Consider the following 15035-nt stretch of genomic DNA (forward strand, 5'->3'; position numbering starts at 1 on the left):
CGCTGGTGATGGACAATCTCAATACACATACAGGCGCATCACTTTACAAAGCATTCAAACCCGAAGTGGCAAGGGCTTTGTTGGATAAACTGGAGTTTGTTTATACACCAAAGCATGGTAGCTGGCTGAATATGGCAGAGTGTGAGTTCAGTGTATTAGCACGGCAATGTCTGGACAGACGATTGCCAGATATTGAAACAGTCGAGCGTGAGGTAAGTAGCTGGGTTGAAGAGAGAAACCGGGGAAAACAAAGAGTGGACTGGCGTTTTACAACGGAAGATGCCCGAATTAAGTTAAAACGCCTTTATCCTAATTTATAAGACTGATGGACTACTAGGCTTAAGGAGCAAAGTGAATGCTTTGCTCCTTAATATATTACAGATGCTGCCGTTGGGTTACTGTTGACTATTACTGTCCGGCTGATGATTGCGGCGCTGAATATTGATCTGTTCTGTCTGGTTTACTACCAGGCCTATATTAGCTGAATCTAACAGGCGTAATGTGTAGTCGTGACCAGCCTGTAGTGTGCAGGTATTACCGGAACACGCTTCGGCTAAGCCAAAGTCATGATTTTGATCAACAATACGTGCATTCATTGCACCGTCAAATATGTCGCCATTGGGTTCAACGCATAGTGCGCGGTTAACAGATACTTCCAATTGCTGATTGTTAATTTCTGCGTTAGCGGACATCAGGCAGCGTTCAGGCAGATATGCCCCGGTTTCACTGCCGGTTGCTTTCAGTAGTAGGTGAGAGATACTTTCACCGTTATTGACCGTTTTATCCACTAGAACCTGTACGCGAAGAACGGTATCCGCTGGCAGTTGATAGCCGCTATTGGCAGAAGTTTCAGCATAGGCAGGTAGACATGCTCCTAAAAGAGCAACTGTTGTCAGTAGTCGTTTCATAGCTCACCGTTTCTGTGGATCAAGGTTTCTACGTATCAATGGGTAGTCACACTGAGCAAAAGCGCCGAAAAAGATACGATATCCTTATTTCTGGCCTGATGCCTCACTTGCTGCTCGATCCTGTTATATCAGGCTATTGCATGCTTATTGCTACAAGTGATCTGCTTTTGAGTGCGCGAAGTATAACAGATTCGAATGAATTTACAGTTAACCCTTGGGCGGCATTATGCTTGACCAACCAAGTCAGGTAAAATGGACAAATTGTCGCACCCGGATATGAACAACATCGGTTATCATTGTTGCCTTCATTTGAGACAACAGCATGTCTAGGTGTAATGTCCGGAAAAAGTTATGCTGTTAATTTTACATTAGAAAGTCAGCATAAATATAGATGTTAATTAAAAGGTAACCCAATGAGTGAAAAACTGGCGGATCTGTACGAGACCATTCTGACCGAATTAGGTGAAGATCCTAAGCGTGAAGGTCTGTTGGATACACCTACGCGTGCTGCTAAGGCGATGCAATATCTGACCCGTGGTTATCATCAGACGCTGACTGAGGTGACTAATGGTGCGGTATTTGAGTCAGAAACTGATGAGATGGTTATCGTAAAAGATATTGAGCTGTACTCAATGTGTGAACACCACCTGCTACCTTTTATCGGTAAATGCCATATTGCCTATTTACCTGCTGGTAAGGTGTTAGGTCTGTCTAAGTTTGCACGTATTGTGGATATGTATGCACGACGTTTCCAGATCCAAGAAAATCTGACTAAGCAGATTGCAGATGCAGTGCTGGAAGTTACAGGTGCCCGAGGTGTAGCTGTGACCATTGAAGCCAAGCACATGTGTATGATGATGCGAGGCGTTGAGAAACAAAACTCCGTGATGAAATCTTCAGTGATGTTGGGCTCATTCCGCGAATCTCAGGCTACCCGGCAGGAATACCTGCAGTTGATTACCAGCTGACCGGGTTTCGCAAAAAGCTCAGGTCAGTCCTGAGCTTTTTTGTATACATATACCAAGTTCTTTTTATTGGACAGAGACACGCTTATGCCATTACACGCTGTCAGTAATGCCCAGTCAGGGCATAACCTAGCCACTATTCAAATTAAGAATCTGCGTCTGAGAACTTATATTGGTATCAATGAAGATGAGATTCTGAATAAACAGGATGTGATTATTAATATCACTATTCAGTATCACGCTGATCGTGCGGTGAGTTTCAATCATATTGATGAGGCACTGAATTACCGTACCATTACCAAGGCAGTGATCAAGCATGTAGAAGAGAATCGCTTTGCGCTGCTGGAGCGTCTGACCCGCGAGATTCTGGATATTATTATGGGCTACGATCAGGTGCATGTGGCTCAGGTTGAAGTGGATAAACCGCATGCACTGCGTTTCTCTGACTCGGTATCTATTACTTTATCTGATCATCGCGATGGCAGCTAATCGCTCGGTTGATCATTTAGCTGAGAGGTTTCCCGCTTTGGAGGCGATCGACCAGCTGGAGTTGCTGATTGATATTCCGGGCTTGAGTTGGCAGTTGTTTACTACTCCGAATTGTGCACCCTGTCAGGACATTAAACGAAAGTTACCTCTGTGGGCGTATGATTTTTTGCCTTCCAGCCGCTGCTTTTCTATTGATTTGGCTGTTTTGCCTCAAGCCTGTTCGGCTTTTCAGGTATTATCCGCACCCACGCTGATTGTTTGTTTAGACGGGCAAGAGATTGCACGTCAGGTTCGATATGTTAATTTTTCTCTGCTACGAGAGCAGTTGGCGCGGCCACTGGCTTTATGGCAGGCATCGTTATCCGCTACAGGAGGTTGAATGCAGGGCGAAGTGATTGCGTTTGATACAGCGCAGCAATTAGGTATTATCCGTGCCGAGGATGGTCGTGAATTTCAATTCGATCTTACCGGGTGGAGAGGTCGTGGTTTACCGGATAGCGGTATTCTGGTGAGTTTTGAGCTTGATGCTGAGCGAGCGTGTCAGGTATTTAATCTTCCTGCCGGGCAGATGCAGGCTGCGGCAGTAAAAGAGGTGGGTAGCGATGAGTTGAGGCCGGTACAGACCTCATTCTGGTCGGTAATGGCGATTGGCTGCGCTGCTATGTCGGTGCCTCTGGGTTATTTTGTCGCGCTGCTTGCTCTACTCTTTGCGCTAATGGGGTTTCGTGAAGCGCGTCTTCAGCCTGAGCGTTATAAGGGGAAGGGAATGGCTTTGGTAGCCGGTGGTATGGCGTGTGCGGTATTGATGTTAACTGCTATTCTGAAAATAACCAACTGACGCCATTGGGCGTGTTGATGTTATTGTGGTATGGAAGGTAAAAATGGAAGAGAAGCTTCTTCCATTTGCTTTTGATCACCAGCCCCTAATAGAGCTTTCTATTGACCTGGTGGGTGCTCTTCTTCAAGTGCTGGCACTCGAATGCATACGCTAAAGCCTTCCTCTGGTGCGCTATCGGCTTCAATGGTGCCTTTAAGGATCTGGGTCACTTGGTTGTAGACGATATGCATACCTAGCCCTGTACAGCCCTGGTTACGCCGTGTGGTATGAAAGGGTTCAAACAGTTTATCAAGCATCTCATCATTGATACCTACGCCATTATCACAATATTCGACAACCAGATGGTCTCCTTGAGTAAATGCCTTGAGTGAGATGCGGTTCTTAAAGTTAGCCTGAGGAAAGCCGTGAGTCAGGCTGTTGTTAATCAGCTGGCCTATCACTTGTAGCCAGCTGGAGGAAACGGTTGACCAAGTCAGTCTGTCATCGGCTTCAGTCACAAAGGTGGCACTTTTTTCTGTGAGAGACTGCTGGAAACCCAGGCTAAGATCGTGGAACAGCTCTTTAAGCTGTACATTTTCCACATGAGTGTGTTGATTGGTCACAGCGGTTTGTTTAAACATCTGAACCAGTCGAACGACTCTTTGTAGATTGTTATCGATCAGTTCTACAGCTTCTTTTTCTGGATTGTTATCTGAATGATCCAGCATCGAGGTGGCCGTAATCGCGACGCCTAATGGTGTATTAATCTCGTGAGCGATGCCGGCAACCAAGTTGGCTAATGAGGCCATTTTTTCACGTTCTATCAATTGGTTCTGTGTCAGCTCAAGTTCTTCCAGCGAGTTTTTTAGCTGTTCGGTGCGTTGCTGTACCCGAAGCTCAAGGGTTTCATTCAGCTCTTGCAGCTGAGTCTGAGCCCGCTTCTTAGCGGTAATATCAACCGCGGTGCCCCTAAAGCCAAGAAAGCGGCCATATTCAAACTGCGCTAACCCCTGGAGGACAAAGTAGTGAGTTTCTTCATGTAGGGTAATCTGAAGCTCAAGGTCGTTAAAATCACTTTTCTGCTCAAAACTGATCTGTAGAGCAGGGGTGTCTAACAGTTGGGCCAGGTTTTTGCCCAAAAGTGAATCCTGATGGCTGCTATCCAGTTGTATCAACATTTGCTCAGAGGCAAATGAGAGTTGGCCGTCAGCATCTGTCTCCCACAGCCAGTCTGATGCCACATTGGCAAAATCACTGAAGCGGTTCTTTTCTTGTTCAATTTCACTGTATAACTGGTGTAACTTTTGGCTGAGTTGGTTAACTGCCAGGCCTAGAATGTCCAGTTCATCTTCTTTAGTGGTGATAAAAGAGGGCTTTTCCAGTTCAAGGGGGACATGTTTTTGGCTGGGCCGGAAACGCTCAAGATAGCGCATAATACTGAAAATACGTCGGTTGACACTAAAATGGAATACCCAGAGTACCATGGCAGATACAATAAACGTTTTAATACCGTTGATTAGTAAGAGAGAGGTGAAAGTCTCAAACAGCTGTTGATAAATCTCTTCTGCACTGGATTCAACATGCAATGTACCTAAAACAAAGGGGGTTTGAGAGCCGGGGCCTTCATACACAGGGGGGATTTTACTCTCGAACTTATCGCCATTAACGGCATGACCTGCATCCCAGAACTGATTGCCTGTGTTTGATGTTACCTTGATATAGGCCAGGCCAGGTAGTTTAACCAAGCCTTCAAGGCGCAGTTTTAACTGGCTCTCATTAAACTCCCATAGATTAATCGCCAGGGATTCGGCATGTACCTGCTTTAGTTCGGTGTGTCTGGCTTCTACGGCATTAACTTCCCGAGTGTAATCTGCATAAAGCTGAAGCAGTGTTGAAATCAGAGTAATACTACTGCTGATAATCACCAGAATAAGAATAATCCGCCGACCTATAATGCTGGCCAGTGGGTGATCAGAAATCTGTTTTGAATGCTGAAGAGACATAGTCGTGTTTTAGGTACCATCAACGATCCCGTTAACTGTCAGCATAGTGCTAAAAGGGCATGGGGGGCAATAGTTTATAGTTGCTATATAGTCTTTTGCTGTGAAAAAAAGGAGGCTTAGTGTAGGGGTGGGATAAAAGGAGTGGTCAGGAAAAATAGTGAGCTTTAACGGATGGTGAAGATGTGTTTAGGGCCGGTTGTCAGACGGTAAGAAAAGGCCCTGTATGTTCAGGGCCTTTTAAATAATCAGTTCGATAGTGAATTAATTATGTTGTCATTAATGATTCACAACGAACTGTCGCAAGATATAATCCTGCGCTGAAACTCTTAGTGACGGAAGTGACGCATACCGGTAAATACCATAGCCATACCATGTTCATCTGCTGCATCAATTACTTCCTGATCACGCATAGAGCCGCCAGGCTGAATGACAGCGCTGATACCGGCTTTAGCTGCAGCATCGATACCGTCACGGAATGGGAAGAAGGCATCAGATGCCATAACAGAGCCAGGTACTTCAAGGCCTTCGTCTTCCGCCTTAATGCCCGCGATCTTAGCGCTGTATACCCGGCTCATCTGGCCGGCACCCACGCCAATAGTCTGACCGTTCTTCACGTATACAATAGCGTTAGACTTAACAAACTTAGCGACTTTCCAGGCAAAGGCCAGATCGCGCATCTGCTCTTCGCTTGGGGCTTTTTTAGTCACAACTTTCAGTTCGTCGTCAGTCACCATGCCCATGTCACGATCCTGAATCAGCAGGCCACCGTTGACACGCTTGTAGTCCAGGCCGTAATCACGCTCACCTGGCCAGTTGTCGGAGCAATCCAGCAGGCGTACGTTGGCTTTAGTTGCAACAATTGCGCTGGCTTCTTCGGAAACTCCAGGAGCAATAATCACTTCAACAAACTGACGATCAATGATCGCTTTAGCCGTTTCCGCATCTAGCTCGCGGTTAAAGGCGATGATGCCACCGAAGGCTGAGGTAGGGTCAGTTTGAAATGCCAGTTCGTAGGCTTGTAGTGGGTTCTCGGCAATCGCTACACCACATGGGTTGGCGTGTTTAACGATCACACAGGCTGGCTCTGCGAAAGATTTCACACACTCAAATGCAGCATCAGTGTCAGCAACGTTGTTAAAAGACAGCTCTTTGCCCTGCAGTTGTTTCGCTGTGGAAACACTGGCTTCAACCGGGTTTTTCTCAACGTAGAAAGCGGCTTTCTGGTGAGGGTTCTCACCGTAGCGCATCTCTTGCTTCTTCTCGTACTGAACGTTGTAGGTACGAGCGAAGTTTTCGCTGCCACCTTCAACCAGACGGCCAAAGTAATTAGCGATCATGCCGTCGTATGCAGCAGTGTGCTCGAAGGCTTTAATCGCCAGATCAAAACGAGTGGCTTGAGCAACAGCGCCGTCGTGAGCATCCATATCGTTCAGAATACGGCCATAGTCGTTTACATCTACTACGATGGTCACGAATGCATGGTTCTTGGCGGTAGAACGTACCATGGTTGGACCGCCAATATCGATGTTTTCGACAGCCATTTCCAGGGTGCAGTCTTCGCGAGCAACAGTGGCTTCGAATGGATACAGGTTTACTGCAACCAGATCGATGCCCTGAATACCATTTTCAGCCATCACTTCGTCATCCTGGCCGCGACGAGCCAGAATGCCGCCGTGGATTTTTGGATGCAGAGTTTTAACACGGCCATCCATCATTTCCGGGAAACCGGTGTAGTCGGATACTTCAATTGCAGGTACACCTTGCTCGGTCAGCAGCTTGAAAGTACCGCCGGTAGACAGGATCTCTACACCGCGCTCGGTCAGTGCTTTAGCGAACTCAACAACGCCGGTTTTATCCGATACGCTGATTAAGGCCCGGCGAACCGGCAGGTTTTGTGCATTTGCAGCCATAGTTTTCGTCTTTCTCACAGGGTAGTTAAGAAAATAAAAACGGCAGAGAAGTACTGCCGTTTTGATAAGTTCAGCTCATTATAGCAGGCTATGGGCGTTTCTCGTGCCCACGATTTGCGACAAAAAACACTTTAAGTCGACCCAATATGACATGGGTGTACTATGGCTTTTGTTTTGCTTACAGCTGGCCATAATGTTTAAGTTTTTTGCGCAGGGTGCCACGATTCAGGCCCAGAATTTCAGAAGCCTGGCTCTGGTTATCTCCGGTATAACGCATCACTGCTTCCAGTAACGGTGCTTCCACCTCGGCCAGTACCATCTGATATAAGTCGGTCACAGGTTGGCCATCCAGATGAGTAAAGTAATTGTCCAGTGCCGCTTCAACACTATTACGCAGGGGCTGAGGGCTTTCTGTGGTTTGCTGGGTTTCCAGCTGAGCCTGCTCAACAGCAGGTTGTTTTTCTGAAATATCCATATTTTTCAAACTATCATTGCTCACTTCAGGCCACCTTTATTTGCAGGTCAGCCAGATTGGGACATAGGTTGTTCAGTAAAAACTGTTCCACGGCCATTTGCTGTTGTTCAGGTGTTTCCAGCTGGTTAAACAGTTTTCTGAAGTTCACGCCATCTTCTCGAGTGCCCAGATACCAGTTGACGTGTTTACGGGCTATACGTACCCCCATATAGTCGCCGTAAAATGCGTACAGTGCACTCAGATGTTGGTTTAATAATTGATAAACAGTATCAATGTCGGGTTCAGGCAGTTTTTCTCCGGTTGCCAAATAATGATTGATCTCGCGGAAAATCCAGGGGCGCCCTTGAGCTGCTCGGCCAATCATAACGGCATCGGCACCCGTATAATCCAGCACAAATTTGGCCTTTTCCGGTGACGTTATATCACCATTGGCAAATAATGGAATAGAGATAGCCTGGCGAATCTCGGCTATGGTGTTGTACTCAGCGTCGCCACGGTAGGCATCTGAACGGGTGCGGCCATGAACCGCGAGAGCCTGAATACCCGCATCCTGTGCCATCTTGGCAATAGTAACACCATTGCGGTGTTCAGGGCTCCAACCGGTGCGGATCTTTAGGGTAACAGGGATATCTACAGCCGATACCACTGCTTGCAGAATATCTGCTACCAGGGCCTCATCTTTGAGCAATGCAGAGCCTGCAGCCTTGTTACACACTTTTTTGGCCGGGCAGCCCATGTTGATATCGATGATCTGTGCGCCTTGAGCTGCATTCATACGGGCTGCTTCAGCCAGCATTTCAGGGTCGCCACCGGCAATCTGTACTGAGCGAGGGGCTTGTTCGCCGCTATGATCCAGGCGAAGTTGTGATTTTCGGGTGTGCCACAGGCGTACATCAGAGGTCACCATCTCAGACACTACCAGACCTGCGCCCATCTCGCGACAGAGCTGTCGGAAAGGACGGTCTGTTACGCCAGCCATCGGCGCCAGAATGGTAGGTTGCTTAACTGAATATGGGCCAATCTTGATCATGTTAAACCGTTATTGAGTTGTGTTTGCCTAAATTGATGCAAACAGTACAGGCCTTATAGGTCGGTACTTTGGGGGGCGCTAATAATACTATGTCTTCCCGGAGAGTAAAGGGATTAGGGGGCTTCAGGCCAAAAAAATGAATTTTTAGCCAGATTATTGATGTGAAATAGCGAAACAAAAATATTTTGTGGGTGCCAGACCTGTCGATACCTCTCGTTCTTGTTATTGTCGCTTCGCGGACTTAGTTCAGAGGCGGTATGAATGTCAGACGGAAATCTTCGACCTGAGGGTTTAGTTCCGTCATTGTCAGCGTGATAGCGACAGGAAGCTCCGGGGGAAGCTGATGATCAGCAAAAGGCATATTCATCAGGTACTGATCTGGTTGGAAGTTTTGCTCTCCAATGACCTGTCCCTCTTCATTTAACAGTTCGGCAATAATGCCTGGGAAAGGCAGGGTGCTTTCGCTGGGGTTTTCCAGTACAAACTCTATAATCAGGTTGTTATCGTTCTGGCTTAAGCTTGCTTGGGTTGCGGTTAATGGCTTGAAATCTTCCATAAGTGGATGATTGCAGCTGGATATTGCACATAAAGTCTCAACTAGGCCATTTAATTTGGGACTTTGGCTTAAGGAGCGGGTGCTGCCCAGTAAGATTAGAAAAGTCAGAATAAAAATAAATAAGATAGCAGCAGCAATAACAACAGGCTTGTTCAGCAGGATATCTATTTTAGAATGTTCTTTAGCTTGCTTAGGCGGAGCTACAGGTGTCATATCGAAATCTGTCAGTGCGCTGTCGGTTGCTTCGATATTGCTGTTATAGTAGGCCTCTTCAAACCCTTCGGGTGGTGGTCCGTCTAAACGGGGCTCCTCGGCTTCAATGCGTTCTGATAGTGGACGGGAATTTCTGGCTTGGCGCAGCTCATCCAGTTCGAGATTAACGTCCAGCGCTTCCATTACTGGGGCTGCAGGGCGGAGTTGTTCTGGTATATGGTCTTGTAACTGGTGCTCAGCAGGCATTTCGGATTTCAGGGTATCAGATTGATTTTCCTGAGATTGCTGCTTTTCAGGCTGATTAAAAGAATGTTGTGTTTTTTCTATTGTTGGCTGCGGCGTATATGTTGGCTGTGGTGTATAGGTGGTTTGCTCAAGCTCCCGTGGGGCAGCAGCAAAAGTTGGGTTAGAGTCGGGCTCAATAGTGATCTCAGAGGGCAGAATCTGATCCGTTGAGGGCTGAGACGTTGTGGCTGAGCCAAAGGCAGACTCTTCTTCAATCTCTTCAAGAGTGAATAAATGGTTGGTAGCGCTGAAAATTTTTAAACAGGCGCCACAGCGTGCGACACCGCAACCGAGTCGCAGATCAGCTTCGGTGATTAAAAAACTGGTCTTGCAGTGAGGGCAGCGGGTTAGCTGGTCATCCATCATCTATGTGTCTTTCTTCCAACAGGCCTAAGTAGACATGATAAAAGGCTAAGCAGCTTCAGGCAATGCTTCTGTTGCTGAAACTGCTTATTTTACAAGGTGTAACCAAGTTTTACGCTTTTATCAGCTTAATCGCGTTTTTTGACCGCAGTTAGGCATACCCATTCCTCCTGTGTTCTGGGGGGGGCAAAATCAAACCAGGGTGTATAGGCTTCGATGACTTCACTGGCCTGGTGCTGAAGAATGCCAGACAGGACCAGCTGGCCTTCTGGTTTGACCAGTGTTGTAATTGTCTCGGCCAGATCGATTAATGGGCCGGCAAGAATATTAGCCAGCATCAGATCTGCTTGTGTATCTTCCAATTTGCCTGGCATAAAGACTTCAAAGCTTTCATCGGGCAGTTGGTTGCGCTGGGTGTTATCCCGGGTCGCAATCAGGGCTTGTGGGTCGTTATCTACTCCCCAAGCTTGTTTCGCGCCTAATAGCAGGGCTGCAACGCCCAGAATGCCTGAGCCACAACCGTAATCCACGACTGTTTTGCCGCTGACATCGTTTTTATCCAGCCACTGTAGACACATAAAGGTGGTTGGGTGGGTGCCGGTGCCAAAGGCCAGGCCTGGGTCCAGGGTTAGGTTGACGGCTTCACTGTCTGGGGCATCACGCCAGCTAGGGCAGATCCATAGGCGTTGACCAACCTGAATCGGGTGGAAGTTTTCCATCCACTCGCGTTCCCAGTCTTTGTCTTCCAGAATCTCAATGCGCAGTGGTGGGAAGGTTTGCTCAGGGAAGATCTCTTGCCAGCCCAGTTTCATGGCTTCCGTCATCGCATTACTATCTTGATCCGCATCGAACAAGCCTGTGATACGGGTGTGTTGCCACAGCGGAGTGGTACCGCGAATGGGTTCGAATAGAGGTTCATCCTTGCCATCTTCAAGGGTGACGGCGCAGGCACCTGCCGCAAGCAGCAGCTCTTCCAGTACGTCGGCGTGGGCCGGGTCGGTATCAAGTTTAATCTGAAGCCAAGGCATGGTGTTCTCCTGTTGGTGATCCGCAGCCGCTTGATTCTATAGGGCTGGCAAGGCAAGCGGGGCATTGTACTCTGCTGGGGTAAAAAGTCATCTTCAGAGCATAGAATCTTATGAGGATAGATTGAATGGGCGTAAAAAAACCGGAGGCTAAGCTCCGGTTTTTCTGGCTTTTCTCAATCCGGCTGTTTATCGCAATTAAACTGGTCTGATGCGTTGTCCGGTTGAATAAAAAAGACTGTTACAGAGACAGTTTCTTTTCCAGGTAGTGAATATTGATACCACCTTCCATAAAGCCATGGTCACGCACCAGATCCTGCTGTAGAGCAACGTTGGACTTGATGCCTTCGATCAGGATCTCATCCAGCGCGTTGCGCATACGGGTCAGAGCTATCTCACGGGTTTCACCCCAGGTGATCAGCTTGCCGATCAGGGAGTCGTAGTAAGGTGGTACGCTGTAACCGTCGTACAGGTGAGAATCCATACGCACGCCCAGACCGCCAGGGGCGTGGAAGTGAGTCACCTTACCTGGCGATGGCAGGAAGGTTTGGGAATCTTCGGCATTGATACGACACTCAAATGAGTGGCCGCGAATGACAATGTCTTCCTGTTTGATTGACAGTGGCAGGCCACTGGCAATGCGCAGCTGCTCTTTTACGATATCAACACCGGTTACCATCTCGGTCACAGGGTGCTCTACCTGAACACGGGTGTTCATTTCGATAAAGTAGAAACCGCCGTCTTCATACAGGAATTCAAAGGTACCGGCACCACGGTAGCCGATATCGATACAGGCTTTAACACAGCTTTCCTGTACCGCTTGACGGATATCGTCCGGGATGCCCGGTGCAGGAGCTTCTTCCAGAACCTTCTGGTGACGACGCTGCAGAGAGCAGTCACGGTCACCCAGGTGAATCGCGTTGCCCTGGCCATCGGCCAGAACCTGAATTTCAACGTGACGCGGGTTCTGCAGGAATTTTTCCATGTAAACGGTGTCGTCACCAAAGGCTGCTTTTGCTTCAGCCTTGGTTACCTGCACTGCGTTCACCAGATGCGCTTCGGTATGTACTACGCGCATACCGCGACCACCACCACCGGCAGCAGCTTTAATGATCACAGGGAAGCCAATACGACGACCGATCTTGATCATGGCTTCTGGATCATCTTCAGGCAGAGGGCCATCAGAGCCAGGTACTGTCGGTACACCGGCTTTTTTCATCGCATCAATGGCGGATACTTTATCACCCATCAGACGAATGACGTCTGCTTTAGGGCCGATAAACTGGAAACCACAGCGCTCAACCTGCTCCGCAAAATCAGCATTTTCAGCCAGGAAACCATAACCTGGGTGAATACCTTCGGAGTCGGTAACTTCTGCCGCGCTGATAATAGCAGGGATGTTCAGATAGCTATCTGTCGAGGATGCCGGACCGATACATACGGATTCGTCAGCCAGACGAACATGCATCAGATCACGGTCTGCCGTAGAGTGAACGGCCACGGTTTTGATGCCCAGTTCTTTACAGGCACGCAGAATACGCAGCGCAATCTCACCCCGGTTGGCAATAAGTACTTTATCTAGCATGATCAGCCTTTCCTATCTCTGGACTTTTCAGGTCAGTTTGGAATTCAGTAACGTACGTCGATTTAGACGATTGTTACCAGGGGCTGATCAAATTCTACCGGCTGGCCGTCTTCTACCAGAATCTCACCGATGGTGCCGTCTTTGTCGGCTTCGATCTGGTTCATCATTTTCATCGCTTCAACGATACAGATGGTGTCGCCTTTCTTAACGCTCTGGCCTACGGTGACAAACGCTTTAGCGCCAGGAGCCGGAGCGCCATAGAAGGTACCAACCATGGGCGATTTAACTGCGTGACCAGAAACTGCAGGTGTAGCATCTGCTACAGGAGCTGCTGCTGGCGCTGGAGCTGCTGCAGGTGCAAAAGGTGCTGCTACAGGAGCCGGAGCATACTGAACAGCAGCGCCAGCGATATTGCGGCTGATGCGAACGGACTCTTCGCCTTCCTGAATCTCGATTTCTGCAATGTTAGATTCTTCCAGCAGTTCGATCAGCTTTTTAACTTTACGGATATCCATGATTAATCTCTTTCACTCAAGGTGTGTTGTCATAGGGGCCATCTGAACTCTCCAGGACTGGGCTATTAACGCACCAGATTATCTTGGGAGTTCAGCAGGTCGCCTGTCTCTTCTGTTGCTATCCGACTGCTGCTTCAGGTGATCAAGCAGCCGGACACTTTATTTGGTCCATTTGGTCCATTTGATCCAAATAGATAGTGCCCGTAATCCTTAGGCTTAGCGTGACCCGGTGAATGGGTGGCCTGTTTTTAGCTTCCTGTTTTTAGTACTCATCGCGCACTTTTTAATACATTGCTTAATTATGCTTTTAGCTCCGCAGTGTCTGCTGAATGTATGAGCTAAAAGTGAGTGTCTTAATTATTTGCGTTTGGCTTTTGCTTTTTACATAAGCTATCAAATCAGCATTAAGTTCGCAGATGCTGTATTGCGGTTACTGCTTTGCTTTTGCCAATTGAGTCAGAGCTGCTTGCAGTGCCAGGTCATAGCCCTGAGCACCCAGACCACAGATCACGCCCACAGCGACATCTGACAGATAAGAATGCTGGCGGAAAGGTTCCCTGGCGTGCATATTAGAGAGATGAACTTCAATAAAAGGAATATTAACCCCGAGCAGAGCATCGCGAATTGCTACACTGGTGTGAGTAAAGGCTGCAGGATTGATCAGAATAAAATCTAACGCTTCATCCCGGGCGGCATGAATACGGTCGATCAATGCGTGTTCGGCATTGCTCTGGAAGCATTCCAGTTGGTGTCCCTGACTGGCGGCGGTTTCGGCCAGATCCTGTGAGATATCTGCCAAGGTTTGTGAACCGTAAATTTCCGGTTCCCGGGTGCCCAGTAAATTCAGGTTTGGGCCGTTTAACACCAGAATGGAAGCCATAGTGTGCAAAAGTCCTGCTTCAATAAAAAATGACTCGATACAGGGTGAAACCAAGGTTTGTCGCTAAAATTCGCAAAAACATAATAATTTGACGATAAAAAGCCATAATTTTGCGGCTAACTTGCGGAAAACTGGTTTAACCGGGCCTTAGTTTGCACAAAATGTAAGAAGTTGTCCAGTTTTTGACTGTTCCAGTTTATTTTCTCGCTTTTCGCTACTGATTGACGATTTTTTGACTTTATATATTTTATTTACTGGATTAGCGCGTCATCTGAGCTTTTGAGCTATTTCTACGTTGATTCTTTGAAGCCAGCATCGACTGAGGTGCAGGTTTACTATCCCGACAAAGCCAAGCTCTATTTAGTAGTATTGCAATTTTCTGTCCCTGATAGAGGGTTTATCGTTGTGGCACCAGGTTCAGTATTTGGCGGTGTGGAGGGTAGCAGAGTCCGGCATCGGCACAGCCCTGGAATGTTACTTCAATCACGACACCTTGATTCAGTAATTGCTCACTGATGTTGAGCCGTGTCTGAATGCTGACCTGATGGCGCAGGATCTCGACCTCCCCCAGAAACTCATCATGGGTCTTTTCCCCTCTGGGGATATCCATATCACTCAGTACCAGTGTACGGGGTTCCAGTAAGCGTATATTAAAGCGGGAACGGTAAAGATAATGTTCTGGCTCTATCCGCCAGTTCAGGATCAGCTGTTGTTCTTTTAATTGCCCCGATAGCTGAAAGGCTTCTTCAACCGGTAGAAAGCGCTGCTGACTATTACTGAGGTTTGAGTTAGATGACTGTGAACTAGAGAAAAAGCCACTGAATACCGGCTGACTGGTACCTAACAGGCACAGTAACATTAAGGCAGGAAGAGGCTTTATCTGTTGTGATTTACGGAATTGACGCTTTGCGAAGATAAAAGTCAGCAAGATAACCGGTCCTATGGATTCTGACACTGATTACCCTGTTTGCTGTTCAGGATCTTTTATGACAAAAGCATCCGCTAAGCAGCGATTT

At 47.7% G+C, this 15035-nt stretch carries 16 protein-coding genes; 5 read left to right on the forward strand and 11 right to left on the reverse strand.

What is annotated here, in order from left to right; all coding sequences use genetic code 11:
- A partial coding sequence (locus tag H579_RS0104835; RefSeq protein ID WP_028299746.1) for a transposase occupies positions 1-320 on the forward strand: 320 nt, incomplete at its 5' end.
- 75 nt (positions 321-395) lie between these two features.
- On the opposite strand, the gene H579_RS0104840 is transcribed toward H579_RS0104835, so the two are convergent.
- Positions 396-908 carry a hypothetical protein gene (locus tag H579_RS0104840; RefSeq protein ID WP_028299747.1) on the reverse strand — a complete coding sequence of 171 codons (513 nt, stop codon included), beginning with the start codon at positions 906-908 and terminating at the stop codon, positions 396-398.
- A 413-nt stretch (positions 909-1321) separates the two neighbouring features.
- On the opposite strand from H579_RS0104840, the gene folE reads away from it, so the two are divergent.
- From folE to H579_RS0104860, 4 genes are all read left to right on the forward strand, one after another.
- Positions 1322-1876, forward strand: a complete 555-nt coding sequence (folE, locus tag H579_RS0104845; RefSeq protein ID WP_028299748.1) for a GTP cyclohydrolase I FolE — start codon at positions 1322-1324, stop codon at positions 1874-1876.
- Positions 1877-1960: 84 nt separating this feature from the next.
- The gene (folX, locus tag H579_RS0104850; RefSeq protein ID WP_051227314.1) at positions 1961-2362 is read left to right on the forward strand and encodes a dihydroneopterin triphosphate 2'-epimerase; all 402 of its coding nucleotides are present in this window, start codon (positions 1961-1963) and stop codon (positions 2360-2362) included.
- Positions 2301-2741 (forward strand): thioredoxin family protein, encoded by a 441-nt coding sequence (locus H579_RS0104855; protein WP_157834553.1) that lies wholly within the window; start codon positions 2301-2303, stop codon positions 2739-2741. Before folX ends, H579_RS0104855 begins: the two co-directional genes overlap by 62 nt.
- Complete coding sequence (locus H579_RS0104860; protein WP_028299751.1) at positions 2742-3200, forward strand: hypothetical protein; 459 nt, start codon at positions 2742-2744, stop codon at positions 3198-3200.
- 98 nt (positions 3201-3298) lie between these two features.
- On the opposite strand, the gene H579_RS24265 is transcribed toward H579_RS0104860, so the two are convergent.
- From H579_RS24265 to H579_RS0104915, 10 genes are all read right to left on the reverse strand, one after another.
- Entirely contained in the window at positions 3299-5182 is a 1884-nt protein-coding gene (locus H579_RS24265) for a sensor histidine kinase (protein ID WP_028299752.1), read from the reverse strand.
- 326 nt (positions 5183-5508) lie between these two features.
- Positions 5509-7092, reverse strand: coding sequence for a bifunctional phosphoribosylaminoimidazolecarboxamide formyltransferase/IMP cyclohydrolase (gene purH, locus H579_RS0104870; protein ID WP_028299753.1), 1584 nt, complete (start codon positions 7090-7092; stop codon positions 5509-5511).
- Positions 7093-7270: 178 nt separating this feature from the next.
- A complete protein-coding gene (gene fis, locus H579_RS0104875; protein ID WP_028299754.1) occupies positions 7271-7567 on the reverse strand; it encodes a DNA-binding transcriptional regulator Fis in 297 nt (98 codons plus the stop codon).
- 25 nt (positions 7568-7592) lie between these two features.
- Positions 7593-8597: a tRNA dihydrouridine synthase DusB gene (gene dusB / locus H579_RS24270; RefSeq protein WP_051227315.1), complete on the reverse strand. Its 1005-nt coding sequence runs from the start codon at positions 8595-8597 to the stop codon at positions 7593-7595.
- A gap of 241 nt (positions 8598-8838) precedes the next feature.
- Positions 8839-10017: a zinc-ribbon and DUF3426 domain-containing protein gene (locus tag H579_RS0104885; RefSeq protein ID WP_028299755.1), complete on the reverse strand. Its 1179-nt coding sequence runs from the start codon at positions 10015-10017 to the stop codon at positions 8839-8841.
- Positions 10018-10142: 125 nt separating this feature from the next.
- Positions 10143-11042 carry a 50S ribosomal protein L11 methyltransferase gene (prmA, locus tag H579_RS0104890; protein WP_028299756.1) on the reverse strand — a complete coding sequence of 300 codons (900 nt, stop codon included), beginning with the start codon at positions 11040-11042 and terminating at the stop codon, positions 10143-10145.
- 238 nt (positions 11043-11280) lie between these two features.
- The gene (accC, locus tag H579_RS0104900; protein ID WP_028299757.1) at positions 11281-12624 is read right to left on the reverse strand and encodes an acetyl-CoA carboxylase biotin carboxylase subunit; all 1344 of its coding nucleotides are present in this window, start codon (positions 12622-12624) and stop codon (positions 11281-11283) included.
- A 62-nt stretch (positions 12625-12686) separates the two neighbouring features.
- Positions 12687-13139: an acetyl-CoA carboxylase biotin carboxyl carrier protein gene (accB, locus tag H579_RS0104905; RefSeq protein ID WP_028299758.1), complete on the reverse strand. Its 453-nt coding sequence runs from the start codon at positions 13137-13139 to the stop codon at positions 12687-12689.
- Positions 13140-13569: 430 nt separating this feature from the next.
- Positions 13570-14019, reverse strand: coding sequence for a type II 3-dehydroquinate dehydratase (aroQ, locus tag H579_RS0104910; RefSeq protein WP_028299759.1), 450 nt, complete (start codon positions 14017-14019; stop codon positions 13570-13572).
- A 397-nt stretch (positions 14020-14416) separates the two neighbouring features.
- Positions 14417-14947: a protein-disulfide reductase DsbD N-terminal domain-containing protein gene (locus H579_RS0104915; protein ID WP_157834554.1), complete on the reverse strand. Its 531-nt coding sequence runs from the start codon at positions 14945-14947 to the stop codon at positions 14417-14419.
- Positions 14948-15035 lie beyond the last annotated feature (88 nt).

The organism is Oceanospirillum beijerinckii DSM 7166 (assembly GCF_000422425.1).
Lineage (GTDB): Bacteria > Pseudomonadota > Gammaproteobacteria > Pseudomonadales > Halomonadaceae > Oceanospirillum > Oceanospirillum beijerinckii.